The following is a 24,534-nucleotide window of genomic DNA, read 5'->3' on the forward strand; positions in this document are numbered from 1 at the left end:
CATTCCGCAGACTAGTTGCCTGACACGACTTCTTCGCGAGCAAGCCCACTCCCACAAGGGAGACTGAGATGATCCCAGGCTATGTGAACACTCCAGGGCAGCACATGCTTGAGCAGATGTGCTTCTGTAATAATTTGCATCAATTGGTTACATTTATAGCCTCAGCGAATCAATTCCTTTCGAGTCTTCCATGGCCATCAACTTCGACCTCAACGACCTGCAAGCCTTTCGCGCGGTGGTCGAGCAGGGCAGTTTCCGCAAGGCCGCCGACACCGTGCGCCTGTCGCAACCGGCACTGAGCCGGCGCATCGAAAAGCTCGAAGACGCCCTCGGCGTGAAGTTGTTCGAGCGCACCACGCGCAAGGTCAGCCTGACCCAGGCCGGACGCGGTTTCATGCCCAGCGTCGAACGTTTGCTCGACGATCTGGACGTGGCGTTGCTGGGCATCAGCGAAGTCGCCTCGAATCGGCAGGGCCACGTAACCGTTGCCTGCGTGCCGTCGGCGGCGTATTACTTCATGCCGAGCGTGGTCGCGCGCTATCACCAGCAGTTCCCGCGAATCAAAGTCAAAGTCCTCGATTCCAGCGCCCACGACGTGCTGAGCGCGGTGGTCAACGGCGAGGCGGATTTCGGTCTGAGTTTCATGGGCACCCAGGAGGCGGGCGTGGATTTCGAACCGCTGGTGCAGGAGAGCTACGTTGTTGCCTGTCGCCGCGATCATCCGCTGGCCGGGCGTAGCAGCGTGACCTGGGACGAGTTCTACCGGCAGGATTACATCTCGCTCGACAAAACCTCGGGCAACCGTTTTCTGCTGGATCAGGCCCTGGCCAAAGTGGTGCCGCAGCGCCCGAGCATCTGCGAGACGCGGCATGTGACAACCATGATTGGTCTGGTGGAAGCGGGGTTGGGTGTGGCAGCGGTGCCATTGATGGCGATGCCGGCGGCGGATCATCCGATCCTGACGCGGGTACCGCTGACCGATCCGCAAGTGATGCGCAGCGTCGGCATCATCAAACGCCGGGGTCGTACGCTGACCCCGGCGGCATTGGAGTTGGAGCGGCTGGTGGTGGAGATGAAAGTCCAGCCGCCGACCGTCAGCGCTTGACCGAGTCGAGCCCGGTGGCCTGCACGTCGGCCTGGGCGGCAGGTGCGGCCAGATAAGCGAGCAACGCCTTGGCTTCCTGTGGATGCTGCGCACCCACCGGAATCCCCGCTGCAAATCGGGTTACCGACTGCACCGATTCAGGAATCTTTGCCACAAAACTCACTCCCGGCACCGGCAGCAATTCGCTGACCTGCTGGAAGCCCAGTTGATAGTCGCCAGTGGCGACCACCGAGCCCACCGGGATTTTCGGGATCATCTTCGCCTTGGGTTTCAGCTGATCTTCGATGCCGAGTTTCTTGAACAACTGCTGCTCGATGTACACGCCGCTGGCGCTGTCGGAGTAGGCCACCGATTTTGCATCCAGCAGGGTTTTCTTCAGGGCATCGACGTTGCTGATGTCCGGCTTCGGCGCGCCTTCGCGCACCACCAGGCCGATTCGCGAATCCGCCAGTTCCACACGCGAAGCCGGGTCGACCTTGCCTTGCTTGATCAAATCGTCGAGGGCGTAACCGACCATGATCACCACGTCGGCCTTTTCACCACGGGCGAGGCGGTTGGGGATCGCTTCGGGGGCCTTGCCCATTGACGGACCGAGTTGGGTGTCCAGCGTGTTGCCGGTGGCGGCGGCGAATTTCGGCCCGAGGATCTTGTAGGCGGCGGTGAAACCGCCGGAGGTCATGACCCGCAGTTCTTCGGCCTGGGCCGCAACGTTGAACGCAAGACCGGCGAGCAGGGCTGAAACGGTAAACAGTTTTTTCATGGTGATGTTCTCAGGCAGTAACAGGTTGCAGACGACCGCCGGCCCGGCGATACAGATAAAGCGTGGCGCACAATGCACACAGTGCGCCGATGCTCATCCAGTAACCCGGTGCGGCTTTGTCGCCGGTGTACTCAATCAGGAAGGTCGACATTGCCGGGGTGAACCCGCCGAACACGGCAGTGGCGAGGCTATAGGCCAGGGAGAAACCGGCCACCCGCACTTCCACCGGCATGATCTCGGTCAGGGCCGGAATCATTGCGCCGTTGTACAGGCCGTAGATAAACGACAGCCACAACAGCGACAGCAGCATGTGGCTGAAGCTAGGCGCCTGCACCAGATACGACAGCGCCGGATACGTGGTAGCCAGAGCCAGCAGCGCCATGGCGATCAGCACCGGACGGCGGCCGACGCGATCGGACAATGCACCGCCAATCGGCAGCCAGAAGAAGTTGGAAACACCCACCAGCAGCGTCACCAGCAACGCATCGGAAGTGCTCAGGTGCAGCACGGTTTTGCCGAAGGTCGGTGCGTACACGGTAATCAAGTAAAACGCGGTGGTGGTCAGGGCGACCATCAGCATCCCGCCCAGTACCACGCCCCAGTTCTGACCGAGGGTGCGGAACACTTCCTTCATGCTCGGGCGATGTTTGCGAGCGGCGAACTCTTCGGTTTCCGCGAGATTGCGCCGCAGAAAGAAGATGAACGGCACGATCATGCAGCCGACGAAAAACGGAATCCGCCAGCCCCAATCGGCGACGGCTTGCGGCGCCATCCACTGGTTCAAGCCATAACCCAGCGCTGCGGCGACGACGATGGCCACCTGCTGACTGGCCGACTGCCAGGCCGTGAAAAAGCCTTTGCGACCGGGTGTGGCGATCTCCGAGAGATACACCGAAACCCCGCCCAGTTCGGCACCGGCGGAGAAGCCCTGCAGCAGCCGTCCGATCAACACCAGCGCCGGGGCAAACAGGCCGATGGTTTCATATCCGGGCACCAGCACAATCAGTATCGTGCCGCTGGCCATGATCGACAGGGTGACGATCAAACCTTTGCGACGACCGACGTCATCGATGTACGCGCCGAGCACGATAGCCCCCAGCGGACGCATCAAAAAGCCTGCGCCGAACACTGCGAAAGTCATCATCAGGGACGCGAACTCACTGCTCGCCGGAAAGAACACCGCCGCGATCTGCGTGGCGTAGAAGCCGAACAGAAAGAAGTCGAACTGTTCGAGGAAGTTACCCGAGGTCACCCGGAAAATGGCGCCGGCCCGCGAGCCGCCGTGTGGGATTGAGGCTGTCATAGAAAAGTACTCCACCGCTTTTATGACGTGCGCGACGGGGAGGCGGCGCACGGTTCTTATTGGGGCGGATAGTGGCGCGCAGGGATCGATTTGTTAATTGCATTGTTGGCATGGATTGATGTGCTATGCAGATCAATCGAGATCGTTGTGGGAGCTGGCTTGCCAGCGATAGCGTCATGACTGGCGACTACAATCTCCGGCTCAGCGCCATCAAAAAACAAGGAATGATTCCAGAACCCCGCAGTCGGAGTTCAGGTATCACAAATCTCAGGAGGTTCACCGATGAACAACAAGACCCTAATCGCCAGCCTGGCACTCGTCGCCGGCATCGCCGGGATCAGCCCCCTCGTTCAAGCGGCGCAAACCTCGAACGACACTGTTGAGCAATCACCGACCGGAAACCGCGAACTGAACGTCAACGACCGCGCCCCGGATATCTACCAGCGCAGCGAAAAAGCCATCAAAAACTGGAAACAGAAAGGCCTCAAACAACCAGAGCCACAGGCGCAGTGGGTGCAGATCAATGACAAGTACGTGATGGTGATGATTACCAACGGGACGATTGTGGCGATTCAGCCGGTGGAGCGCTGACCTCAAGCAACAATTGGCCATGGACGGTTGATTGCATTCGAGCGCCGTTCCGGTAAAACGCGAGGGGCGTTTCGAGTGACTGGATGTCAGGAGCAAATCGTTGGACAAGAAACCCCTTTATCGCAAAGAAAACACCACCGCCCACAACGTTTGGCGCAACAACCCGGGCGGGCATTACCGGCATCAACGAAACACCAAGTCTGAAATCCACAGCGAGGCTACACGCGGTTCGATGCATGGCATCAAGCACCATGGCTACGATTACACGCCGTTGTTTCGCTTTCTGTTGTCGCGTGTCGGCGGTGATTGGGACGAGATTTTCAGTGAAGCCGTGTCGCGGCTGGATCGGCAGGAACCGGTGTTCTGGATGGTCGCTCTGCATGAACACGAGCGAAGGGATGTGGTGGGGGTGGGTGAGTCCAGCATCTACAGTGGGTTATACGTCGATGAGAACAAGCGCCTGCAAATCGTCAATCCAGCCCTGAAAGCCGAAGACATGACGCCTACGTGCCAGTGCTGCACGCATACCTTTAATGGCGTTGTATTCGGTACGCCCGAGCGCTGAAACTCAGTCAGCGTGGTCATGACTCAGCGCCTGTCCGCCACACAATCCTCATTCGCGGTCAACACCGGAAACAGCGGCAACCTTGGGTCAAACGGTTGCCAATGGCCGGCATTTCTGGGAAAACGGCGGCCAGCGGAACAATAGAGCGAATGTTATGAATGATGAACTGCAGATAATCGATCTTCAGCCCGGTGACGGAAAAGCCGCCGTCAAAGGCGCGTTGATCACCACCCAATACACCGGTTGGCTGGAAGACGGCACCGAATTCGATTCGTCCTGGAGCCGGGGCAAGCCGTTTCAGTGTGTGATCGGTACGGGCCGTGTGATCAAGGGTTGGGATCAGGGGATTATGGGGATGCAGGTGGGCGGCAAGCGCAAGCTGCTGGTGCCGGCGCATCTGGGTTACGGCGAACGGACGATGGGCAAGATTCCGCCGAATTCGAATCTGGTGTTTGAGATTGAGTTGCTTGAGGTTTTGACGCGGGAGGATTGATTGCCCGTTTCATCGCTGAAGTCTTAAAAACCCGCTGCCTCCCTTCACGGAGACAGCGGGTTTTTCTTGCCTTGTGCGCAGGTTATTACGCAGCCATTGCCATCTCATCCAGCGTCGCGGCAACCGTGCCGGTCAGGCTTGGGAATCTGCGTTTTACGCTGGCGAGTGCCGGCAGCAGGCGGTTGCGGTCCAGTTCGCCATGGTCGCGGGCAATCTGGACGAGGGCGGTGAGGGCGGCGCTGACGATGGATTTTCGTTCGCTCTCGAGCAATAGCAGACAGGCTTTCTGGGCCCATTGGCTGTCTTTCTCGTTGAGGCCGATGGAGATCAGGGCGGCGACGATGTGTGCATCGGATTTGCTTTCCATGGGTGTTCCTCAGGTCGTGGCATCGAGAGTGTCCAGCGCCCGGTTCACCGCGAGTTCGCCACACATCACCACTTGGGCGATGCCCAGCACGGTGCTGCGGTAGGGCGGGTCCAGCAGCGCGGCGAAGTCGCTGAGCATCACGCTGGCCGAAGTCATCGATTCGCAGGCGTGGGCCAGCAGGGCATGCTGATCCAGGTCGGGGGCGACGAGGAACATGCGGCCGGGGCAGTGTTGTTTCGGGGCGGTGGGTTTCAGGTAATGGTCGAGGGCGCGCTCGGCGGCTTCGTGGAGTTTTCTGGAATCGGCGGAGGCGTAGGGCGAGGCCGGATCGGATTCGCTGGGTTTGTCTGTTTCGGGTGGATCGGGGACGTATTTGAACATTCGGGAAAGCCTCAAAGTGATGCCGACACCACCTCGCGACTAAACGAAAAGGTGGCAGCTGTACGCAGGTTAGTCGACCGGCGACTTCCCAAAACCGGCGCACCCGAGGGTGCCCTGCACACAGCCGCCATAGAGTGCAGATGAAGGTCACCTGACTGTCTGGAGCACATGTAAAGTTTTGAGAAATCATCGAGCGACTAAACCCGATCACTGACCATTCAGTGACGCGGACCAAGTTACCGACGCCCTCAAAACCGCACAAGCCGGCGGATTCTGGCGTAGTTGTAGGCAAAGGCGCAAGGCGATGTAGCCTCGCGGATGAGGGCAAAATGATGCTTCATTTGTCAGGCTTTATGGCTCACATAAGAGGTCGCCGCCGGCCTGTGAAGCGTGCTTGCTTGTAAACATCCTCTTTGTGATACCGAATATTTAATAAGCCACTTCGAGCTTGATTTATATCGGTTTCGATATAGCCTGCGTGGCACATTCAAATGCCAGGAACATGTTAATCCATGAAGGATCATCAAAATCCCCCCAGCGTTTCTCAAGCATCTGGGACGCACTGGAAGACACGCCGCAGGAAGCGGCCAACATGCGTCTGCGGGCCAAACTGATGCGCACGCTTTGCGAAACGATTCGTGCGTGGGAGCTTCCCCAAAAGGAGGCGGCCAAGCGTCTTGGCATCACTCAGCCGCGTCTCAACGACGTACTCAACGGCAAAATCGACAAGTTCTCGCTGGATGCGCTGGTCAACCTGTCGGCGGCCGCAAAACTGGAAGTAGACCTCTGTTTCCAGTTGCCTGCATCCCTGGAATGGGCCACCTGATGATTGATTGCTGCGGTACTTAAACATGCACCTCGCTGAACATCGGAACTCTCCCATTCAACGAAGGCTGGTAGTGCCACGCGAGTCGCCCCGGATCGATGTCGCGGGCGAGGATTTCAGTGAGCGTGGCGCGGGCGATCGTCATCGCCAGCATTTGTCCGGGACATTGATGCCGACCGCTGCCAAACGTGAAGCTGCGGCGATTCGGGCGATCCGGCATAAAACGATCCGGGTTTTCATTGAGTGCCGGATCGCGATTGGCCGAGGCCAGCAGCACCAGAATCACGTCGCCGGCTTCCAGCCGCACGCCGTCGATTTCGCAGCTGTTCGCCACAAAACGGCGAGTGTTCTGTACCGAGGGATCGAAACGCTGGACTTCGGCGAGCAGCGAATCTAAGGACGCATTGTGTAATTCAGGCTGCCGCTGCAACGCCACCAGCGCGTTGCCAATCAACCCGGCAGTGGCCTCGAACGTCTGCGAACAGAGGCCGATCAGGTTGGCGAGCAGCACATCCTCCTCGCCGACAAAACGCTGTTGGATGTCGGCGAGAAACGGGTTCGGATCCGCCAGCAATTCAATGAAGTACCCGCGCAATTGTTCCGCCGCCCGATGGGCTGCCGCCAGTTGCAGGTCATTGCTCAACGGCGACAGACACGCCGCGAAATCCGCCGTCAGTTCACTGATTACGCGTGCCTGCGCCGGGGTGAATCCGAGCAGCGATGCAACCACGCACACCGGGCCGCGAAACATGGCTTTATATAGGCCGTCGGCATCGTTTGTGATCAGCCGCGCGGACACCAGCGCGCTGACTTCTTCCCGATCAATCAACCCCAACGGCGGCTCGATGGCTGAGCGCGGGCAGCGCTGAGCTTCTCCGTCATTCATGCGCATCAACTGGCCGAACACCTTGCCCGCCATGCCATCGGCGATGGCTTTGGGCACCGGCTCCTGCACCGGACGCACCCGGCAATCCGGATGCGCCAGCACCGCGCACGCCGCCCGGGCGCTGCTGGCCACCCACAGTTTCAGTCCGTGATGAAAAGTCAGCCCGCCCGTCGTGCGCAGTTCGGCGTAATAGGGATAGGGATCGGCGTGAGTTGCAGCGAAGATCGGGTCCATGGATCGCATCCTTGTCGGTGGGGAAAGTGTTGCTACTATCTCCAGTCCTTGAGGGCGATGATTCGTCCGGGAGCGAAATATGCACGCAGAACATCAAGACATCGGCGTCTCGCAAGTGGCCGCCGCCATCGCGGAACCGGCGCGGACCAAAATGCTGTGTTCGCTGATGGACGGCCACGCCCGCACCGCCACGGAGCTGGCGACCCTCGCCGACGTCAGCGCCTCGACCGCCAGTGCGCACCTGGCCAAGCTCAAGGATCTGGCCTTGGTGCGCCTGCATGTGCAGGGCCGCCACCGTTATTACAGCCTCGCCGACAAGCGCGTGGCCCAGGCGCTGGAAGCGCTGATGGTGATCGGCCAAAACCCCGCGCCGACCTTCAAACCGCACACGCCGGATCGCCTGCAATTTGCCCGCACCTGCTACGACCACATGGCCGGCACGCTGGCGGTGTTGCTGCATGACCGCTTGCTCGAGGCGGGATGGCTGGTGGAAACCGATGAGCAGGTTTATCGCCTCAGTGAAAGCGGCGAGGCGATGTTTGAAGGCTTGGGCATTGAGGTCAAGGATCTGTCGACGCTGCGCCGACGGTTCGCCTGCCCGTGTCTGGACTGGAGCATGCGTCGGCCACATCTGGGCGGCTCGCTCGGGGCCGCGTTATTGCAGACGGCGTTGAAGCGTAGATGGGTGACGCAGGATCTGGACAGTCGCGCACTGACGTTGACGGTGCAGGGGCGCCGAGAATTGTTATCGCGCTGGGGTCTGGTTTTGCTCGAGTCCGGGCGGGATTCGTCAGGTCGCCAGTTGACGGAATCCACGCCCGGATCGGTGCATGTGCGTTAGCTCAGGGTGTATCCACTATCGACCACCCAGTCCTGACCGATGACGCCGCGTGCGCCATTGCCCAACTGAAAAAGAATGACGTCGGCCACTGCCGCAGGTTCGAGGAATTGTCCGCCCAATAGCCGTTTGTTGACGTCTTGGGCCACGTCGCCGAGCGCTTCGTCACTCAGGCCCAGCGTTGACCAGATCGGCGTCGCGGTCGGGCCGGGGGAGACGCAATTGATGCGCACGCCGTGGGGTGCCAGCTCGACCGCGAGGGTTCGGGCGTGGGCGATCAATGCTGCTTTTGACGCGATATAGGCGGACAGTCCGGCGAAGCTGATGCCGGCCAGAAACGTACCGATGAACACCACTGACGCCTTGTCTGCAAGGTGCGGGCGCAGGGCGGCCAAGGTGTTCAGGGCGCCGGCGCCGTTCACTGCCCATTGGCGATCGAACGCCGAGCTGTCGAGCCCGTCGGCGAGTTCTGCGATACCGGCATTGGGCAACACGAAACTCACCGGGCCGAGGCGTGCAGCCTGGTTGGCCAGGGCGGCAAGGTCAGAGGCTTGAGTGACATCGCCGGGATGCCAGACCAGTTGCTGCGGATACCGCTCAAGCAGTTCGGCCAGTGGGCCGAGTTTTCGCGACATGGCCAATACGCGCGCGCCCTGATCCAGCAGACGCTCGGTAGCGGCCAGGCCTATGCCTGAACTGGCACCGGTGATGACGGCAAGCTTGCCCTGAAAAACATGATCCATGTTCGACTCCCGTTTTTGGTCTTCAGCCAAATGGCTACCGGGAGCCAGTCAATTTTCGGGCCATGCTGGACAGCCTTTAATATCAAGGGCTGCGCAGGGTTGATAGTCATAATGACGCTTGTGGAGTCGAGTCAATCTGACTGCTGCTGAGTCAAATTGACCTGACTCCTGCGGTGCGACATTCCGACGAAGAGCTGCATTGCACCTTGTATGAGCCAATCGCTGTCTATACTGTATATGCGAACAGTATCGAGTCCGTGCCATGCAAATCATCGACAAGCTCAGCATCCTCGCCGACGCCGCCAAGTACGACGCCTCCTGCGCCAGCAGTGGCGCGCCGAAGCGCAGTTCCGAGGGCAAGAGCGGGCTGGGCTCGACCGATGGTATGGGCATCTGCCACAGCTACACGCCGGACGGGCGTTGCGTGTCTCTGCTCAAGATTCTGCTGACCAACTTCTGCCTTTACGACTGCCAATACTGCGTCAATCGCCGCTCCAGCGACGTACCGCGTGCGCGTTTCACGCCCGAGGAAGTGGTGACGTTGACCCTGGATTTCTACCGGCGCAACTGCGTCAGCGGGTTGTTCCTCAGCTCGGGGATCATTCGCTCGGCGGACTACACCATGGAGCAACTGGTGCGTGTCGCGAAGCTGCTGCGCGAAGAGCATGAATTCCGTGGCTATATTCATCTCAAGACCATCCCTGATGCGGATCCCGCGTTGATCGAAGAGGCCGGGCGTTATGCCGACCGCTTGAGCGTCAACATCGAATTGCCCACCGATGCCAGCCTGCAAACCCTGGCGCCGGAGAAGCACATCGGTTCGATCAAGCAGGCGATGAATACCATCTACACCGGCGTGCAGACGGTGCTTAACGAACCCCGCGCTCCGAAGTTCGCCCCGGCCGGGCAGAGCACGCAGATGATCGTAGGTGCCGATGACACCGACGACAGCACCATCCTGCACAGCGCGCAGGCGCTCTACGGCAACTTCCATCTGCGCCGGGTCTATTACTCGGCCTTCAGCCCGATTCCCGACAGCCCGAAAAGCGTGCCGTTGGCCGCACCGCCGCTGATGCGCGAGCACCGCTTGTATCAGGCGGATTTCCTGTTGCGCAGTTATGGCTACAGCGCTGGTGAGTTGCTTCAGGGGCCGGGTAATCTGGCGTTGGACATCGACCCGAAACTGGCCTGGGCGCTGCAGAATCGTGAGGTGTTTCCGCTGGACCTCAATCGCGCTGAACCGGCGCTGATCTCGCGCATTCCCGGCATCGGCCTGCGCACCACCGAACGTCTGGTGGAGCTGCGCCGGCAGCGGCGCATTCGCTACGAAGACGTGGCGCGCATGCGCTGTGTGCTGGCCAAAGCCAAACCGTTCATCATTACCAGTGATTACCACCCGCAGCAGGCGGAGGTCACTAGCCAGATGCTTTATCAGCAGTTGCGCGACCGACCGATGCCGCAGCAGATGGGGCTATGGGGATGATCAACCTCGATTGCGACGACCTGTTCGACACCTGGCGCCAGCAGGCGCGCTGGTTGCTCAGCCATGAAGTCGACCCGAGTCTGGTGAGCTGGGTGTCGGAAGGCGTGAGCGATCTGTTCGCCAGTGACGTGTCGGTGCCGGAAGGGCAGGGCCCGTTTCAGGCACGGATTCCCCGTGCGTTGCTCGACACCCTGGAGCAAGCGTCACGCTACCGTGGCGATCAGCGCTGGAGTCTGTTGTATGAAGTGCTGTGGCGGGTCAGCCATGGTGATCGCACGGCAATGATGGCCGGCGACAAATTGGGCAGCGAGTTACAGCGGCGGATCAAGCAGGTGCAGCGCGAAGCCCATCATCTGCATGCGTTCGTGCGTTTCATCGAGCGCCCGCCAGAATTGCCGGGCCCGAAATACGTCGCATGGCACGAACCGGCCCATGACATTCTGCACAGCGCCAGCGAACACTTCATCGGGCGCATGGGCCGGCATCGCTGGCTGATCGCCACGCCCCGCGACGGGGTTTATTACGATGGTGAACAACTGATCCATGAACGTCAGTGTCCGCTGGAGTGGCAGCAACTGGCGCAGAACGTCGACGATCCCCACGGTGACTTGTGGCTGACGTACTACAGCCACATCTTCAACCCGGCGCGTTTGAACGAGAAAGTCATGCAGGGGCATTTGCCGACGCGGTTCTGGAAGAACCTGCCGGAAGGAGAGCTGATTCCCGGATTGATTACCCAGGCGCGCATGGGCAAGCAGCAGAACGGACAGGCGAGCGGGATTGCCGGTCGCGCGGGCAAGCGGATTGCCATGAAGGCCACCGAGCCAAACGAATAAAAAAGCCCCCATCGATCACTCGATGGGGGCTTTTGTGCATCTGGCCGTCAGATCAAACCTTGACGATCCAGCCTGCTGGCGCTTCGACGTCGCCAGTCTGTACGCCGGTCAGCTCTTTGTAGAGCTTCTGGGTGACCGGGCCGACTTCGGTTTCGCTGTGGAACACGTGCAGGTGGTCGTTGTAGCTGATGCCGCCGATCGGGGTGATCACCGCAGCAGTACCGCAAGCACCGGCCTCTTTGAAGTCCGACAGCTTGTCGATGAACACATCACCTTCGACCACTTCCAGGCCCAGGCGGGACTTGGCCAGTTCGATCAGCGACAGACGGGTGATACCCGGCAGTACTGACGGCGAGTTCGGGGTCACGAATTTGTTGTCGTGAGTGATCCCGAAGAAGTTGGCCGAACCGACTTCCTCGATCTTTTTGTGGGTCAGCGGATCCAGGTAGATGGCGTCAGCGAAGTGCGCTTTCTTGGCCTGGGAGCCCGGCATCAGGCTGGCAGCGTAGTTGCCACCGACCTTGGCGGCACCGGTGCCTTGTGGCGCGGCGCGGTCGAAGGTGGAGATCTGGAAGTTGTGCGGGGTCAGGCCGCCCTTGAAGTAGGCGCCGACCGGGATCGCGAACACCGAGAAGATGAACTCAGGTGCGGTACGCACGCCGATGTTGTCACCCACGCCGATCACGAACGGACGCAGGTACAGCGCGCCGCCGGTGCCGTAAGGCGGGATGAAGCGCTCGTTGGCGCGAACCACTTGCTTGCATGCTTCGATGAACTGCTCGGTGGAGACATGTGGCATCAGCAGGCGGGCGCAGCTGCGTTGCATGCGCGCGGCGTTCTGGTCCGGACGGAACAGGTTGATCGAGCCGTCCTTGCAACGATAGGCCTTCAGGCCTTCGAAGCATTGCTGGCCATAGTGAAGGGCAGTGGAGCCTTCGCTGATGTGCAGCACGTTGTCTTCGGTCAGGGTGCCTTTGTCCCACTCGCCGTTGCGAAAGTACGACAGATAGCGTTTGTCGGTCTTGATGTAGTCAAAACCCAGCTTGTCCCAGTTGATGCTTTCGTTACCCATGACACCCTCTATCACTGAACAACCGCCGAAGCGGTTCAAGGCTTCTGACGTTTTTTTGGATGGGCACAACAATACTTCATTCTTGAGCGGTTTCGCAGCCCGGGCGATGGGGGGAGCAGCAGATTTATTAGCCTGCTTATGAAAAAACTCCCCCGTGTCGGGTTTTTACAGGTGCAGCGCGTGCCCAAGCGCACGCAACGCCGCTTCCTGCACCGCTTCACCCAGGGTCGGGTGCGCATGGATGGTGCCACCGATGTCTTCCAGTCGCGCACCCATTTCCAGGCTTTGCGCGAACGCAGTCGACAGTTCGGAGACCCCGACACCCACCGCCTGCCAACCGACAATCACATGGTTGTCCCGACGAGCGACCACCCGCACGAAGCCGGTTTTCGATTCCAGGGTCATCGCCCGGCCATTGGCCGCGAACGGGAAGTTCGACACGATGCAGTCCAGTCCTGCCGCTTTGACTTCGTCTGGGGTCTTGCCGACCACCACCAGTTCCGGGTCGGTAAAGCACACGGCTGCAATGGCGGTCGGGTTGAATTCGCGGGTCTTGCCGCTGATCAGCTCGGCAACCATCTCGCCTTGGGCCATGGCGCGGTGGGCCAGCATCGGCTCGCCGCTCAGGTCGCCGATGGCGTAGACGTTGCGCATGCTGGTCTGGCAGCGGCTGTCGATCTTGATCGCCGAGCCGTTCATGTCCAGGTTCAGCGCTTCAAGGTTCCAGCCCTGAGTATTGGGTTTGCGACCGACAGCCACCAGCACCTGATCGGTTTCAAGGTTCAGGGTGTCGCCGTTCGGATCGCGCACCTGCAACGTACCGTCGAAGCCCAGTACGCTGTGTTTCAGGTACAACTTCACGCCCAGTTGCTTCAGCGCGTCGTGCACCGGTTGTGTCAGTTCGGCATCGTAGGCCGGCAGAATGCGATCCTGCGCCTCTACCACACTGACCTCGGCGCCGAGCTTGCGATAGGCAATGCCCAGCTCCAGACCGATGTAACCACCGCCGACCACGATCAAGCGTTTCGGAACCGACTTCGGTGCCAACGCTTCGGTCGACGAAATGATCGGCTCGCCAATCGGCAGGATCGGCAGGTTGACGCTTTTCGAGCCGGTGGCCAGCACCAGATGCTCGCACTGGATGCGGGTATCGCCGACTTCCACGGTCTTGCCGTCGATGACCTTGGCCCAGCCATTGATGACCTGAACCTTGTGCTTCTTCAGCAACGCGGCGACGCCGGTGGTCAGGCGATCGACGATGCCGTCCTTCCACTCGACGCTCTTGGTGATGTCGAGGGTCGGCGCCGAAACGCTAATGCCCAGTGCCGAATGCTGATTGTGATGTTGCGTCTGGTGAAACTGCTCGGCCACATGGATCAGCGCTTTCGACGGAATGCAGCCGATGTTCAGGCAGGTGCCGCCCAGCGATTCGCCCTCGACCAGAATGGTCGAAATGCCCAGTTGCCCGGCGCGAATGGCCGTCACGTAACCGCCGGGGCCACCGCCGATGATCAGCAGCGTGGTGTTCAGAGTTTGCATTGCGTCACTCCACAAACAGGGTCGCGGGTTGTTCGAGCAGACCACGAATGGCCTGGATGAAGAGCGCCGCGTCCATGCCGTCGACCACGCGGTGATCGAAGGAGCTGGAGAGGTTCATCATCTTGCGGATCACCACCTGGCCTTTGACGACCATTGGGCGTTCGACGATTTTGTTGACGCCGACGATCGCGACTTCAGGCAGGTTCAGCACCGGGGTGCTGACGATGCCGCCAAGGGCGCCGAGGCTGGTCAGGGTGATGGTCGAGCCGGACAGTTCATCGCGGCTGGCCTTGCCATTGCGCGCAGCGGTGGCGAGGCGGGAGATTTCCGCCGCGCTGTCCCACAGGCTGCGCGCTTCGGCGTGACGCACCACCGGCACCATCAGGCCGACATCGCTTTGGGTGGCGACGCCGACATGCACCGCGCCGAGGCGGGTGATGACCTGGGCTTCGTCGTCGTAACGGGCGTTCATCTGCGGGAAGTCGCGCAGTGCGACGACCAGTGCACGCACCAGAAACGGCAGCAAGGTCAGCTTGCCACGACTGGCACCGTGTTTTTCGTTCAGGTGGGCACGCAGTTCTTCAATTGCGGTGACGTCGATTTCCTCGACATAACTGAAGTGCGCAGCGCGCTGAGTCGCGTCCTGCATGCGCTGGGCAATCTTGCGGCGCATGCCGATCACTTGAATCTGTTCTTCGTCGTTACGTTGGGCGTACGCGGCGGCGACCGGCGCCGAAGCGTTCGACTGACCTTGCGCCAGATAGGCGTCGAGGTCTTCGTGCAATATGCGACCTGCCGGGCCGGAGCCGCGCACCAGACGCAATTGAATGCCCAGATCCAGCGCGTGTTTGCGCACGGCCGGCGAGGCCAGCGGGCGTTCATCGGCTTCGCGAGCGACCATCGGGCCTTGGCAAACCGGAGCCGTACGCGGCGCGGCGGGTTTGCTTTCAACGACAGCTTCAACTTTAGGTGCGACAGGTGTTTCTTTCGCCGCAACAGGCGCCGGTTTGTCCGACTCCTTCAGATTGCCAGCACCTTCAACCTCGATGCTGATCAGGATACTGCCGACCGCCATCACTTCACCCGGCTGACCACCCAGCGCAATCACCTTGCCGTGGACCGGCGACGGAATGTCGACCATCGCCTTGTCGGTCATCACATCCGCCAGCACCTGATCCTCAACGACCAGATCGCCAACCTTCACGTGCCACTGTGACAGTTCTACTTCTGCGATGCCTTCGCCGATGTCCGGCATCTTGATAACGTGCGTGCCCATTCAGACCTCCATGACCCGTTTCAGCGCCGCGCCCACTCGGGACGGCCCAGGGAAATACGCCCACTCCTGCGCGTGCGGGTAGGGGGTGTCCCAACCGGTGACGCGTTCGATCGGCGCCTCCAGGTGGTGGAAGCAATGCTCTTGCACCAGCGACACCAGTTCGGCGCCGAAACCGCAGGTGCGGGTGGCTTCGTGAACCACGACGCAACGGCCGGTCTTCTTAACGGATTTGACGATGGTTTCCAGATCCAGCGGCCACAGGCTGCGCAGGTCGATGACTTCGGCGTCCACGCCGGATTCTTCGGCGGCGACTTGCGACACGTACACGGTGGTGCCGTAGGTCAGCACGGTCACGTCCTTGCCCGGACGAGTGATGGCGGCAACGTCCAATGGCACGGTGTAGTAACCATCTGGCACCTGGGCTTGCGGGTGTTTCGACCACGGGGTTACCGGGCGGTCGTGATGGCCATCGAACGGGCCGTTGTACAGGCGTTTCGGCTCGAGGAAGATCACCGGGTCATCGTTTTCGATGGAGGCGATCAGCAGGCCTTTGGCGTCATACGGGTTGGACGGCATGACAGTGCGCAGGCCGCAGACCTGAGTGAACATCGCCTCGATGCTCTGGCTGTGGGTCTGGCCGCCGTAGATGCCGCCGCCGCACGGCATGCGCAGGGTCATCGGGGCGGTGAACTCGCCGGCCGAGCGATAACGCAAGCGGGCGGCTTCGGAAATGATCTGGTCGGACGCCGGGTACACGTAGTCGGCGAACTGGATCTCGGCCACCGGACGCAAGCCATAAGCGCCCATGCCCACCGCGACGCCGACGATACCGCTTTCGGAGATCGGCGCATCGAACACCCGCGAGGTGCCGTACTTGGTCTGCAAGCCTTCGGTGCAACGGAACACGCCGCCGAAGTAACCGACGTCCTGGCCGAACACCACCACGTTGTCGTCACGCTCAAGCATCACATCCATGGCCGAGCGCAGGGCCTGGATCATGGTCATGGTGGTCGTGGTCATGGCGGTTTCCAACTGAATATTGTTGTTGTGATCGTTCATGTCAGATCCCCAACTGCTGACGCTGGCGCTTCAAGTGCTCCGGCATCTCTTTGTAGACGTCTTCGAACATGGTCGCGGCGCTTGGAATCTGGCCGCCGGCGAGGGTGCCGTACTGTTCGGCCTGTTTCTGTGCGGCAATCACTTCGGCTTCGAGCTCGGCGCTGACGGCGGCGTGCTCCTCTTCCGACCAGTGGCCGACCTTGATCAGGTGCTGTTTCAGGCGGGCAATCGGGTCGCCCAGCGGGAAGTGGCTCCAGTCGTCGGCAGGACGGTATTTGGATGGATCGTCGGAGGTCGAGTGCGGGCCGGCGCGGTAGGTGACCCATTCGATCATGGTCGGGCCGAGGCCGCGGCGCGCGCGTTCGGCAGCCCAGGCGGAGGCGGCGTAGACCGCGTAGAAGTCGTTGCCGTCAACCCGCAGCGAAGCGATGCCGCAACCGACGCCGCGTCCGGCGAAGGTGGTGGCTTCACCACCGGCGATGGCCTGGAAGGTCGAGATCGCCCACTGGTTGTTGACCACGTTGAGGATCACTGGCGCCCGATAGACGTGAGCGAAGGTGAGGGCGGTGTGGAAGTCCGATTCGGCGGTGGCGCCGTCACCGATCCAGGCCGAGGCGATTTTGGTGTCGCCCTTGATCGCCGAGGCCATGCCCCAGCCCACGCCCTGAATGAATTGGGTGGCGAGGTTGCCGGAAATGGTGAAGAAACCCGCATCCTTGACCGAGTACATGATCGGCAACTGACGGCCCTTGAGCGGATCGCGCTCGTTGGACAGCAGTTGGCAGATCAGGTCGACCAGCGGTACGTCGCGGGCCATCAGAATGCTTTGCTGGCGGTAGGTCGGGAAGCACATGTCGTCGATGTTCAAGGCCAGGGCCTGGGCGCTGCCGATGGCTTCTTCGCCGAGGCTCTGCATGTAGAACGACATTTTTTTCTGACGCTGGGCGACCACCATGCGGTTGTCGTAGATCCGGGTCTTGAGCATGGCACGCATGCCTTTGCGCAGGATCTCGACCGGCACGTTTTCAGCCCATGGGCCGAGGGCGTTGCCCTGGTCGTCGAGCACGCGGATCAGGCCACGGGCCAGGTCGGCGGTGTCGGCCGGTTCAACGTCGATGGAAGGTTTGCGCACCGTGCCGGCATCGGTCAGATGCAGGTAGGAGAAATCGGTTTTGCAGCCTGGGCGGCCCGAGGGTTCAGGGACGTGCAGACGCAGCGGTTCATACGCTTGGGTCATGGCTTCTACGCTCGATCTTGTGAATTTCTTGTAGTGAGCTGGCAGTCATTCTTCGATAAAAGAAATCTTGTCCTACAACAATCATAGGCCCGGGCAAGAAGAATATTTCTCTCTGTTTCGTTGCGCTGAAGATCATTTGCAGATAGAAATTCTGCATAAACATAAAAAACAGGTGGTTTTGTCTCATGCGCAAACTGGACCGTACCGATATCGGCATACTCAACAGCCTTCAGGAGAACGCGCGTATCACCAACGCCGACCTGGCCCGTTCGGTCAATCTGTCGCCGACGCCGTGCTTCAACCGGGTCAAGGCAATGGAAGAGCTGGGGCTGATCCGCGAGCAGGTGACCCTGCTGGATGCCGACCTGCTGGGGCTGCACGTCAACGTGTTCATCCACGTCAGTCTCGAGAAACAGGTAGAGGAAGCGCTGCAGCATTTTGAAGAGGCGATTTCCGATCGCCCTGAGGTCATGGAGTGCTACCTGATGGCCGGCGACCCGGACTATCTGATCCGGGTGCTGGTGCCGACCATCCAGTCGCTCGAACGCTTCATGATGGACTTTCTGACCAAGGTGCCGGGCGTGGCCAACATCCGGTCAAGTTTTGCGCTCAAGCAGGTGCGCTACAAGACGGCGTTGCCGTTGCCGGCGAATGGCTTGACGCTGGGTAACTGAGCGCGATGCAGTTCACAGGTATTCATAGCGATATTCCAGGTCTTCGGTAACAAGTGTCTGCTGAACGGTAAAGCTCTGAGGCCAGGGAGCGGGTTCGTTTTCCGGGTGAAAGACCAGTGTCGAGTGATTCAGGTCGTCCTGCGTGAAGGAGGGGACGTTCGGATGCAGCTTCTTCCACCGCTCCCAGAGCAGATCCAGATAGCAATGATGCAGGAAGAATATCGGGTCGTTGGGGGACGATGCTTCCATCATGTTGCCCCCGATCCAGGCATGTACCTGATTGTGCAGTTCGCGCTCGGAGACGTTTTCCCAACCGCCCGGCTCCATCCAGTACGACGTTCTGTTCAGCGCCGAAATGACGGTTTCTGGTGACGGCAAGGCACCCGCAGCGCCGAGATTGCGGCGCACCCCGGCGTTACCGAACCCCTCGTCCCATACGGAGACAATGAATGACGACTGTGTACTGGAAAAGGGCCCGGTTGTTACCAGCATGTTTTGGGTAGTGTCACCGTTGCCGCCCATGAAGTCCGAAGTGAACGGATTGTCGGCGCCGCCGAGTTGCCAGTTCCAGTAGGGCAGGGTGATGCGAGGGTCATCAGCCGCGGCCTGCAGCGCCAACTCGAACTGGCGGATCAGCACACGGTGCCACGGATAGAACAGGGGGCTGCGATGCGGATTGGGAACAAGAGGATTACCTCGTCCCATTGAATTCTTGTGGATCTGTACAAAATCGTCGTAACGGCTTTGCTGGCCGGGACGCAGTACGCTGTTCACGTTGTTTTTCAGCCTCAGGACCGCGTTGATGAAGGCGGCCTTTTCCTCTCGGGACAGATCCCGGTGGTTGCGGCGAATATCCATATTGCCAAATCTCCATGGGTTGATTACTCCATGAAGTCTGCCTTCTGGCCGAGATTACGCCCAGTTCATGGGGTCCGACGTGACAGGTACGAATCCCCTTGTTTCGGGTTCCCTTAGTGTTTTTTTCTTACACGGAGTTGATGGGAATCTTCAGGTAGACAACGCCATTGCCTTCCGCCGGCGGCAGGTTTCCTGCCCGGACGTTGACTTGAATCGCCGGCAGCAACAGCGTCGGCATTCCCAACCCCGCGTCCCGCCGTGTGCGCATTTCAACGAACGTGGCTTCATCGATGCCGTCATGCACATGGATATTGCTTTTGCGCTGTTCGCCTACAGTGGTCTGGCACTGCGAGTCACGGCCTTGCGGCGGGTAGTCGTGGCAGACGTAAAGCTTCACGCTGGCGGGGAAGGCCAGCAGCTTGTGAATCGAATTGAACAATTGATGGGCGTTGCCGCCGGGAAAGTCGCAACGAGCGGTGCCGACGTCGGGCATGAACAGCGTGTCGCCGACCAGAATCTGTTCGCCATCGATCAAGTAGGCCATGTCCGCCGGGGTGTGGCCGGGGACGTGCAGGGCGGTGGCCTTGAGATTGCCGATCCTGAATGACTCGTTCGGCGTGAACAGATGATCGAACTGCGATCCATCGACACGAAACTCCGGCTCCAGATTGAACAGCGCTTTGAATACGTCCTGCACTTTGCTGATGGATTCGCCAATGGCGATCTTGCCCCCCAGTTCCCGGCGCAGGTAAGGCGCGGCGGAGAGGTGGTCGGCATGGGCGTGGGTTTCCAGCAGCCATTGCACCTGCAGTCGATGTTCGCGCACGAACGCGATGATCCGGTCGGCTTGCAGCGTGCAGGTGCGGCCGGCGGCACCGTCGTAATCGAGCACCGGATCGACGATCGCGCATTGCCCACCGTCGGCTTCGTAGACCACGTAGCTGTAGGTCGAGGAGGCGGGGTCGAGAAAGGCTTCAATCAACGCGGGCATGGACATGAACCTGTGGCAGAGGACGAAAAATCAGTAGTGGGTTGCAACACTTTATGTAAACACATAATGTCCGCAGCTTAAGTGACGTTGAAGGCATCCTGCAAATGCAATCCAGTCTGACCGAATGTGAAGTGGCGCAACTGCGCGCCTCGGCTTCCAAGGCCTGTTCTTTGCTCAAGGCCTTGGCCAATGAGGATCGGCTGCTGATCCTGTGCCAGTTGACCCAGGGCGAGCGCAACGTCGGCGAGCTGGAGAAAATGACCGGCGTGCGTCAGCCGACCCTGTCCCAGCAACTGGGCATCCTGCGTGATGAAGGGCTGGTCGCGACTCGTCGTGAAGGCAAGTACATTTTTTACGGTCTCGCCAGTCACGAAGTGATCCAGGTGATGAAAACCCTTTCCGGACTCTACTGCGGAGCCGTGCTCAAAAGCTGGGCGCAATAGTCCCGGCTATCCTTGCGTGCAGCCATAAGGAACAAACAATGAACGATCAACACTGGGGCCCATCCATCAGTGCGGACATCGTGGTCATCGGCGGCGGCACTGCCGGTATCGGTTTTGTCGCGAGCCTGCTCAAGCGCGATCCCGGCCTGAAAATCACGGTGATCGAGCCGAGCACCCTGCATTACTACCAACCGGCGTGGACGCTGGTCGGCGGTGGCGCCTATGACGCCAAAGACACCGCCCGACCGATGAACAAAGTGATGCCGCGCCAGGCCACCTGGATTCAGGCGGCAGTGACCGGCATCGACCCCGACCAGCGCCGTCTCACCCTCAACGATCAACGCACCATCACCTATCAGAACCTGATCGTCTGCCCCGGCCTGCGCCTGGCGTGGGAGAAGATCGAAGGCCTGCAGGACAGCCTCGGCCAGCACGGCGTCACTTCCAACTACAGCTATCAGCACGCGCAATACACCTGGGATCAGGTGCAGAAACTGCGCGGCGGCAAAGCCCTGTTCACCCAGCCGCCAATCCCGATCAAGTGCGCCGGCGCGCCGCAGAAGGCGCTGTACCTGTCCTGCGATCACTGGCTCAAGCGCAACGTGCTGAGCAAGGTCGAGGTCGAGTTCAATCTGGCCGGCGCCGCATTGTTCGGCGTCCCGACCTTCGTGCCGCCGCTGATGAAGTACATCGAAAAATACAACGCGCGGCTGGCGTTCAATTCCAATCTGGTGAAGGTCGACGGCCCGGCGAAAACTGCCTGGTTCGACGTCAAGGATGCGGACGGCAACGTCACCCGTCAGGCCAAGACTTTCGATCTGCTGCACGTCGTCCCGCCGCAGGTTTCGCCGGATTTCATCGCGCAGAGTCGGTTGGCCGACGCCAGCGGCTGGTGCGAGGTCAACCCGCACACGCTGCAACATCCGCGTTATCCCGATGTGTTTGCCCTGGGCGATATCTGCGGCACCACCCATGCGAAAACCGCCGCGGCAGTGCGTAAGCAAGTCGTGGTGGTGGCGGAAAACCTTCTCGCCCTGCGCAAGGATCTGGCACTGCCGCTGAAGTACGACGGCTACGGTTCCTGCCCGCTGACGGTGGAGAAGGGCAAGGTGATCCTCGCCGAGTTCGGCTATGGCGGAAAACTGCTGCCGACCTTTCCCCTCGACCCGACCGTGCCGCGCCGCTCCGCGTGGTGGCTGAAGGCGACGCTGCTGCCGTGGTTCTACTGGAACGGCATGCTCAAGGGCCGCGAATGGCTGACGCGTCTGTCCAGGGTCGACTGAGAACACTCTATGTTGCTGGCAAGTCTGTTTGGCGTGGTGATGGGATTGGTCCTTGGTCTGACCGGGGCCGGCGGCGGGATTCTCGCCGTGCCGGCGCTGGTGCTGGGGCTGGGCTGGACGATGACGCAAGCGGCGCCGGTGGCGTTGTTTGCAGTGGGCAGCGCGGCGGCAGTCGGCGCGATTGATGGTTTGCGCCATGGTCTGGTGCGTTATCGCGCGGCGCTGCTGATTGCGGCGCTCGGCGCGGTGTTTTCGCCGGTGGGCATCTACTTCGCCCATCAGTTGCCGGAAAAGGTTTTGATGATTCTGTTCAGCCTGCTGATGGTGATGGTGGCGTGGCGCATGCTGCGTCGCGAACGCCAGCAGGAGGGCCCGAGCGACCATGGCCACGCCAGTTGGGGCCAGAAGAACTGCATGCTCAATGAACAGACCGGCCGTTTCGACTGGACCGCCAAATGCACCGCGACCCTTGCGGCACTGGGCGCTGTCACCGGTGTGGTGTCCGGGTTGCTGGGGGTGGGCGGCGGGTTTCTGATCGTGCCGGCGTTCAAGCAACTGACCGATGTACAGATGCGCGGGATCGTTGCCACTTCACTGATGGTCATCAGCCTGATTTCCGCCATCGGCGTGATCGGCGCGTTCCACGCGGGCGTGCGGATAGATCGACTGGGTGCTGCGTTCATTGTGGCGAGCATCATCGGCATGATCATCGGTCGCCAACTTTGCGCGCGAGTACCGGCGAGGACGTTGCAGGTGGGGTTTGCCAGTGTGTGCCTGGTGGTTGCGGCTTACATGTTGCTGCGGGCTTGATATGAAGTCTGTGACGAGGGAGCAGGCGCCCTCGCCACAGCGATCGCGTTACAACACCAGGTGCGGTAACCACAGCGACAGTGCCGGAACGTAGGTCACCAGCATCAGCACCAGGAACAGCACCGCATAGAACGGCAGCAGCGCCTTCACGGTGCTTTCGATGCTGACCTTGCCCACCGCCGAACCGACGAATAGCACGGCGCCCACCGGCGGGGTTATCAGGCCGATACCGAGGTTGACCAGCATGATCATGCCGAACTGCACCGGGTCGACGCCGATACCGAGGATCACCGGCATCAGGATCGGCGTAAGGATCAGGATCAGCGGTGCCATGTCCATCACGGTGCCGAGCAACAGCAGCATGACGTTGATGCACATCAGGATCACGTAGCGGTTGTCGGACAGGGTCAGGAACAGCGTGGTGATTTTCGCCGGGATCTGCATCAGGGTCATGATGTAGCCGAAGCTGGCGGCGAAGCCGATCAGGATCATCACGATGGAAATGGTGCGCACCGTGCGATGCATCAGTTTCGGCAGTTCGCTCCATTTGTAGTCGCGGTAGATGAACATGGTGACGAAAAACGACCACAGCACGGCGATGGCCGCCGACTCGGTGGCCGTGAAGATCCCCGAGAGAATTCCGCCGAGAATGATCACCATCGCCATCAGCCCCCACAGCGCTTCGCCGCAGATCTTCAAGGCTTCGCGCATCGGGATCACTTCGCCTTTGGGATAGTCGCGTTTGCGCGCGAAGATCAGGCACAGCACCATCAGGCACGCGCTCATCAGCAGGCCCGGCACGACACCCGCCATGAACAGCGAAGCGATGGACACAGTGCCGCCGGCGGCCAGCGAGTAGAGCACCGAGTTGTGACTCGGCGGAGTCAGCAAGGCCTGCACCGAACCACTGACGGTCACTGCCGTGGAGAAGTCCCGGGGATAACCCTTGCGCTCCATTTCCGGGATCAGTACCGAACCCACCGACGCGGTATCGGCCACCGACGAGCCGGAAATCGCACCGAAAAAGGTCGAGGCCATGATGTTGACCAGCGACAGCCCGCCACGCACGAAGCCCACCAGGACCCCGGCGAACGCAACCAGTCGCCGCGACATGCCGCCCTCGGCCATGATCGCGCCGGCGAGCACGAAGAATGGAATCGCCAGCAGCGAGAATTTGTTCACCCCGCCCGCCACCTGAATCATCAGGGCCTGGAACGGGATGTCGATCCACCACGCGCCAATCAGCGCCGACAGCCCGAGCGCATAGGCAACCGGCATGCCGATCAGGATCAGTGCGATAAAACTGCCCAGCAGAATCAATGCGTCCATCAGGCAGCCCCTTCGTTTTCTTCAACCAGGTCGAACCGCACCACGCGGCGATTGCTTTGATCGCCGAGCAAGAGTTTTTCCAGCACGAAAATCAGCGTCAGCGCGCCGCCAATCGGGATCGGCATGTAGGTGATGCCGACGCGCAATGTCGGCAGGGCGCTCATGAACTGGTTCCACGTTGACAGGCAGAGCTTGGTGCCCCAGATGGTCATGAACAGGCAGATGGTGCCCATGAGCACTTGGGAAACGATGCTCATGGTTCGACGCATGTTCGGTTGCAGGCGGTCGGTGACCATCGCCACCGCCATGTGAGCGCCGGCGCGATAGCTGGCGGCGGCGCCGATGAAGGTGAAGACCATCATCAGCAGGATGGCGGTGGGCTCCGGCCAGCTTGAGCCGGTGCCGAGGACGTAACGGGCGAACACGCCCCAGGGAATGATCAGGGAAATGGTCAGCACCGACAGACCGGCGACCCAGATGCAGGCCATGTAGATCCGGTCATTGATGCGCAGCAGCAAATTCTTCATCGGGTTCCACCGTAACCGGGCAGGC

Annotated in this window: 27 protein-coding genes; 12 read left to right on the forward strand and 15 right to left on the reverse strand. The window is 60.6% G+C overall.

Annotated elements, in window-relative coordinates; genetic code table 11:
• The first annotated feature begins 190 nt into the window (after window positions 1-190).
• On the forward strand, window positions 191-1,105 hold the full coding sequence (locus tag CAF76_RS21360) for a LysR family transcriptional regulator (protein WP_007952946.1): 915 nt from the start codon (window positions 191-193) through the stop codon (window positions 1,103-1,105).
• Here CAF76_RS21360 and CAF76_RS21365 read toward each other — a convergent pair.
• Window positions 1,095-1,865 (reverse strand): substrate-binding domain-containing protein, encoded by a 771-nt coding sequence (locus CAF76_RS21365; protein WP_085648319.1) that lies wholly within the window; start codon window positions 1,863-1,865, stop codon window positions 1,095-1,097. The two genes, CAF76_RS21360 and CAF76_RS21365, sit on opposite strands and share 11 nt — an antisense overlap.
• A gap of 10 nt (window positions 1,866-1,875) precedes the next feature.
• The gene (locus tag CAF76_RS21370) at window positions 1,876-3,168 is read right to left on the reverse strand and encodes an MFS transporter (RefSeq protein WP_064597597.1); all 1,293 of its coding nucleotides are present in this window, start codon (window positions 3,166-3,168) and stop codon (window positions 1,876-1,878) included.
• 282 nt (window positions 3,169-3,450) lie between these two features.
• On the opposite strand from CAF76_RS21370, the gene CAF76_RS21375 reads away from it, so the two are divergent.
• The 3 genes from CAF76_RS21375 (at window position 3,451) to CAF76_RS21385 (ending at window position 4,817) form a co-directional block, all read left to right on the forward strand.
• Entirely contained in the window at window positions 3,451-3,759 is a 309-nt protein-coding gene (locus tag CAF76_RS21375) for an RcnB family protein (RefSeq protein WP_064597595.1), read from the forward strand.
• Window positions 3,760-3,859: 100 nt separating this feature from the next.
• The gene (locus CAF76_RS21380; protein ID WP_085648320.1) at window positions 3,860-4,324 is read left to right on the forward strand and encodes a hypothetical protein; all 465 of its coding nucleotides are present in this window, start codon (window positions 3,860-3,862) and stop codon (window positions 4,322-4,324) included.
• Window positions 4,325-4,478: 154 nt separating this feature from the next.
• Complete coding sequence (locus CAF76_RS21385; RefSeq protein WP_007952931.1) at window positions 4,479-4,817, forward strand: FKBP-type peptidyl-prolyl cis-trans isomerase; 339 nt, start codon at window positions 4,479-4,481, stop codon at window positions 4,815-4,817.
• Between the two features lie 85 nt (window positions 4,818-4,902).
• Here CAF76_RS21385 and CAF76_RS21390 read toward each other — a convergent pair whose 3' ends face one another.
• Together CAF76_RS21390 and CAF76_RS21395 are read right to left on the reverse strand one after the other, a co-directional pair.
• Window positions 4,903-5,184, reverse strand: a complete 282-nt coding sequence (locus CAF76_RS21390; protein WP_064597585.1) for a hypothetical protein — start codon at window positions 5,182-5,184, stop codon at window positions 4,903-4,905.
• Window positions 5,185-5,193: 9 nt separating this feature from the next.
• Window positions 5,194-5,565, reverse strand: coding sequence for a DUF6124 family protein (locus CAF76_RS21395; protein WP_039767261.1), 372 nt, complete (start codon window positions 5,563-5,565; stop codon window positions 5,194-5,196).
• A 502-nt stretch (window positions 5,566-6,067) separates the two neighbouring features.
• Between CAF76_RS21395 and CAF76_RS21400 the strand changes: the two genes are divergently transcribed.
• Complete coding sequence (locus CAF76_RS21400; protein WP_143491837.1) at window positions 6,068-6,391, forward strand: helix-turn-helix domain-containing protein; 324 nt, start codon at window positions 6,068-6,070, stop codon at window positions 6,389-6,391.
• A gap of 19 nt (window positions 6,392-6,410) precedes the next feature.
• Here the strand turns inward: CAF76_RS21400 and CAF76_RS21405 are convergent, their stop codons facing one another.
• Window positions 6,411-7,511 carry a cytochrome P450 gene (locus CAF76_RS21405; protein ID WP_085648321.1) on the reverse strand — a complete coding sequence of 367 codons (1,101 nt, stop codon included), beginning with the start codon at window positions 7,509-7,511 and terminating at the stop codon, window positions 6,411-6,413.
• Window positions 7,512-7,590: 79 nt separating this feature from the next.
• Here CAF76_RS21405 and CAF76_RS21410 point away from each other — a divergent pair, with 79 nt between their 5' ends.
• On the forward strand, window positions 7,591-8,352 hold the full coding sequence (locus tag CAF76_RS21410) for a helix-turn-helix transcriptional regulator (protein ID WP_085648322.1): 762 nt from the start codon (window positions 7,591-7,593) through the stop codon (window positions 8,350-8,352).
• Here the strand turns inward: CAF76_RS21410 and CAF76_RS21415 are convergent.
• Complete coding sequence (locus CAF76_RS21415) at window positions 8,349-9,092, reverse strand: SDR family NAD(P)-dependent oxidoreductase (protein WP_085648323.1); 744 nt, start codon at window positions 9,090-9,092, stop codon at window positions 8,349-8,351. The genes CAF76_RS21410 and CAF76_RS21415 overlap by 4 nt on opposite strands.
• A gap of 262 nt (window positions 9,093-9,354) precedes the next feature.
• Here CAF76_RS21415 and CAF76_RS21420 point away from each other — a divergent pair, with 262 nt between their 5' ends.
• Together CAF76_RS21420 and CAF76_RS21425 are read left to right on the forward strand one after the other, a co-directional pair.
• Complete coding sequence (locus CAF76_RS21420) at window positions 9,355-10,575, forward strand: putative DNA modification/repair radical SAM protein (RefSeq protein ID WP_085648324.1); 1,221 nt, start codon at window positions 9,355-9,357, stop codon at window positions 10,573-10,575.
• The gene (locus CAF76_RS21425; protein WP_085648325.1) at window positions 10,572-11,411 is read left to right on the forward strand and encodes a TIGR03915 family putative DNA repair protein; all 840 of its coding nucleotides are present in this window, start codon (window positions 10,572-10,574) and stop codon (window positions 11,409-11,411) included. The genes CAF76_RS21420 and CAF76_RS21425 overlap by 4 nt, the downstream gene beginning before the upstream one ends.
• A gap of 52 nt (window positions 11,412-11,463) precedes the next feature.
• Here the strand turns inward: CAF76_RS21425 and CAF76_RS21430 are convergent, their stop codons facing one another.
• From CAF76_RS21430 to CAF76_RS21450, 5 genes are all read right to left on the reverse strand, one after another.
• Window positions 11,464-12,483, reverse strand: coding sequence for a branched-chain amino acid aminotransferase (locus tag CAF76_RS21430; protein WP_064597568.1), 1,020 nt, complete (start codon window positions 12,481-12,483; stop codon window positions 11,464-11,466).
• Window positions 12,484-12,648: 165 nt separating this feature from the next.
• Window positions 12,649-14,022 (reverse strand): dihydrolipoyl dehydrogenase, encoded by a 1,374-nt coding sequence (lpdA, locus tag CAF76_RS21435; protein WP_085648326.1) that lies wholly within the window; start codon window positions 14,020-14,022, stop codon window positions 12,649-12,651.
• Window positions 14,023-14,026: 4 nt separating this feature from the next.
• Window positions 14,027-15,298: a dihydrolipoamide acetyltransferase family protein gene (locus CAF76_RS21440; RefSeq protein WP_085648327.1), complete on the reverse strand. Its 1,272-nt coding sequence runs from the start codon at window positions 15,296-15,298 to the stop codon at window positions 14,027-14,029.
• The gene (locus tag CAF76_RS21445) at window positions 15,299-16,357 is read right to left on the reverse strand and encodes an alpha-ketoacid dehydrogenase subunit beta (protein ID WP_003224000.1); all 1,059 of its coding nucleotides are present in this window, start codon (window positions 16,355-16,357) and stop codon (window positions 15,299-15,301) included. It abuts the gene before it with no gap.
• A 1-nt stretch (window position 16,358) separates the two neighbouring features.
• Window positions 16,359-17,594 carry a 3-methyl-2-oxobutanoate dehydrogenase (2-methylpropanoyl-transferring) subunit alpha gene (locus tag CAF76_RS21450; protein ID WP_007965287.1) on the reverse strand — a complete coding sequence of 412 codons (1,236 nt, stop codon included), beginning with the start codon at window positions 17,592-17,594 and terminating at the stop codon, window positions 16,359-16,361.
• Between the two features lie 185 nt (window positions 17,595-17,779).
• On the opposite strand from CAF76_RS21450, the gene bkdR reads away from it, so the two are divergent.
• Window positions 17,780-18,268, forward strand: a complete 489-nt coding sequence (bkdR, locus tag CAF76_RS21455) for a Bkd operon transcriptional regulator BkdR (RefSeq protein ID WP_007915088.1) — start codon at window positions 17,780-17,782, stop codon at window positions 18,266-18,268.
• Between the two features lie 12 nt (window positions 18,269-18,280).
• Here bkdR and CAF76_RS21460 read toward each other — a convergent pair whose 3' ends face one another.
• Window positions 18,281-19,126, reverse strand: coding sequence for a tyrosinase family protein (locus CAF76_RS21460; protein ID WP_085648328.1), 846 nt, complete (start codon window positions 19,124-19,126; stop codon window positions 18,281-18,283).
• 127 nt (window positions 19,127-19,253) lie between these two features.
• Entirely contained in the window at window positions 19,254-20,117 is an 864-nt protein-coding gene (locus tag CAF76_RS21465) for an MBL fold metallo-hydrolase (RefSeq protein WP_085648329.1), read from the reverse strand.
• Window positions 20,118-20,221: 104 nt separating this feature from the next.
• Here CAF76_RS21465 and CAF76_RS21470 point away from each other — a divergent pair, with 104 nt between their 5' ends.
• The 3 genes from CAF76_RS21470 to CAF76_RS21480 are packed head-to-tail and all read left to right on the forward strand — an operon-like array spanning window position 20,222 to window position 22,653.
• On the forward strand, window positions 20,222-20,560 hold the full coding sequence (locus CAF76_RS21470; protein ID WP_007952897.1) for a helix-turn-helix transcriptional regulator: 339 nt from the start codon (window positions 20,222-20,224) through the stop codon (window positions 20,558-20,560).
• 38 nt (window positions 20,561-20,598) lie between these two features.
• On the forward strand, window positions 20,599-21,843 hold the full coding sequence (locus CAF76_RS21475; RefSeq protein WP_085648330.1) for an FAD/NAD(P)-binding oxidoreductase: 1,245 nt from the start codon (window positions 20,599-20,601) through the stop codon (window positions 21,841-21,843).
• Window positions 21,844-21,852: 9 nt separating this feature from the next.
• Window positions 21,853-22,653 carry a sulfite exporter TauE/SafE family protein gene (locus tag CAF76_RS21480; protein ID WP_085613200.1) on the forward strand — a complete coding sequence of 267 codons (801 nt, stop codon included), beginning with the start codon at window positions 21,853-21,855 and terminating at the stop codon, window positions 22,651-22,653.
• 48 nt (window positions 22,654-22,701) lie between these two features.
• Here CAF76_RS21480 and CAF76_RS21485 read toward each other — a convergent pair whose 3' ends face one another.
• Window positions 22,702-23,982, reverse strand: a complete 1,281-nt coding sequence (locus CAF76_RS21485) for a TRAP transporter large permease (RefSeq protein WP_039767236.1) — start codon at window positions 23,980-23,982, stop codon at window positions 22,702-22,704.
• Window positions 23,982-24,509, reverse strand: coding sequence for a TRAP transporter small permease (locus tag CAF76_RS21490; protein ID WP_039767235.1), 528 nt, complete (start codon window positions 24,507-24,509; stop codon window positions 23,982-23,984). The genes CAF76_RS21485 and CAF76_RS21490 overlap by 1 nt, the downstream gene beginning before the upstream one ends.
• Window positions 24,510-24,534 lie beyond the last annotated feature (25 nt).

The organism is Pseudomonas sp. B40(2017) (assembly GCF_002112855.1).
GTDB classification, from domain to species: domain Bacteria; phylum Pseudomonadota; class Gammaproteobacteria; order Pseudomonadales; family Pseudomonadaceae; genus Aquipseudomonas; species Aquipseudomonas pharyngis.

What these genes read in the sequence shown, in the direction of transcription:
- CAF76_RS21360 (WP_007952946.1), top strand. Translation starts at nt 191, where the DNA reads ATGGCCATCAACTTCGACCTCAACGACCTGCAAGCCTTTCGCGCGGTG.
- CAF76_RS21365 (WP_085648319.1), bottom strand. Translation starts at nt 1,865, where the DNA reads ATGAAAAAACTGTTTACCGTTTCAGCCCTGCTCGCCGGTCTTGCGTTC.
- CAF76_RS21370 (WP_064597597.1), bottom strand. Translation starts at nt 3,168, where the DNA reads ATGACAGCCTCAATCCCACACGGCGGCTCGCGGGCCGGCGCCATTTTC.
- CAF76_RS21375 (WP_064597595.1), top strand. Translation starts at nt 3,451, where the DNA reads ATGAACAACAAGACCCTAATCGCCAGCCTGGCACTCGTCGCCGGCATC.
- CAF76_RS21385 (WP_007952931.1), top strand. Translation starts at nt 4,479, where the DNA reads ATGAATGATGAACTGCAGATAATCGATCTTCAGCCCGGTGACGGAAAA.
- CAF76_RS21390 (WP_064597585.1), bottom strand. Translation starts at nt 5,184, where the DNA reads ATGGAAAGCAAATCCGATGCACACATCGTCGCCGCCCTGATCTCCATC.
- CAF76_RS21395 (WP_039767261.1), bottom strand. Translation starts at nt 5,565, where the DNA reads ATGTTCAAATACGTCCCCGATCCACCCGAAACAGACAAACCCAGCGAA.
- CAF76_RS21400 (WP_143491837.1), top strand. Translation starts at nt 6,068, where the DNA reads ATGTTAATCCATGAAGGATCATCAAAATCCCCCCAGCGTTTCTCAAGC.
- CAF76_RS21405 (WP_085648321.1), bottom strand. Translation starts at nt 7,511, where the DNA reads ATGGACCCGATCTTCGCTGCAACTCACGCCGATCCCTATCCCTATTAC.
- CAF76_RS21410 (WP_085648322.1), top strand. Translation starts at nt 7,591, where the DNA reads ATGCACGCAGAACATCAAGACATCGGCGTCTCGCAAGTGGCCGCCGCC.
- CAF76_RS21415 (WP_085648323.1), bottom strand. Translation starts at nt 9,092, where the DNA reads ATGGATCATGTTTTTCAGGGCAAGCTTGCCGTCATCACCGGTGCCAGT.
- CAF76_RS21420 (WP_085648324.1), top strand. Translation starts at nt 9,355, where the DNA reads ATGCAAATCATCGACAAGCTCAGCATCCTCGCCGACGCCGCCAAGTAC.
- CAF76_RS21425 (WP_085648325.1), top strand. Translation starts at nt 10,572, where the DNA reads ATGATCAACCTCGATTGCGACGACCTGTTCGACACCTGGCGCCAGCAG.
- CAF76_RS21430 (WP_064597568.1), bottom strand. Translation starts at nt 12,483, where the DNA reads ATGGGTAACGAAAGCATCAACTGGGACAAGCTGGGTTTTGACTACATC.
- lpdA (WP_085648326.1), bottom strand. Translation starts at nt 14,022, where the DNA reads ATGCAAACTCTGAACACCACGCTGCTGATCATCGGCGGTGGCCCCGGC.
- CAF76_RS21440 (WP_085648327.1), bottom strand. Translation starts at nt 15,298, where the DNA reads ATGGGCACGCACGTTATCAAGATGCCGGACATCGGCGAAGGCATCGCA.
- CAF76_RS21445 (WP_003224000.1), bottom strand. Translation starts at nt 16,357, where the DNA reads ATGAACGATCACAACAACAATATTCAGTTGGAAACCGCCATGACCACG.
- CAF76_RS21450 (WP_007965287.1), bottom strand. Translation starts at nt 17,594, where the DNA reads ATGACCCAAGCGTATGAACCGCTGCGTCTGCACGTCCCTGAACCCTCG.
- bkdR (WP_007915088.1), top strand. Translation starts at nt 17,780, where the DNA reads ATGCGCAAACTGGACCGTACCGATATCGGCATACTCAACAGCCTTCAG.
- CAF76_RS21460 (WP_085648328.1), bottom strand. Translation starts at nt 19,126, where the DNA reads ATGGATATTCGCCGCAACCACCGGGATCTGTCCCGAGAGGAAAAGGCC.
- CAF76_RS21465 (WP_085648329.1), bottom strand. Translation starts at nt 20,117, where the DNA reads ATGCCCGCGTTGATTGAAGCCTTTCTCGACCCCGCCTCCTCGACCTAC.
- CAF76_RS21470 (WP_007952897.1), top strand. Translation starts at nt 20,222, where the DNA reads ATGCAATCCAGTCTGACCGAATGTGAAGTGGCGCAACTGCGCGCCTCG.
- CAF76_RS21475 (WP_085648330.1), top strand. Translation starts at nt 20,599, where the DNA reads ATGAACGATCAACACTGGGGCCCATCCATCAGTGCGGACATCGTGGTC.
- CAF76_RS21480 (WP_085613200.1), top strand. Translation starts at nt 21,853, where the DNA reads ATGTTGCTGGCAAGTCTGTTTGGCGTGGTGATGGGATTGGTCCTTGGT.
- CAF76_RS21485 (WP_039767236.1), bottom strand. Translation starts at nt 23,982, where the DNA reads ATGGACGCATTGATTCTGCTGGGCAGTTTTATCGCACTGATCCTGATC.
- CAF76_RS21490 (WP_039767235.1), bottom strand. Translation starts at nt 24,509, where the DNA reads ATGAAGAATTTGCTGCTGCGCATCAATGACCGGATCTACATGGCCTGC.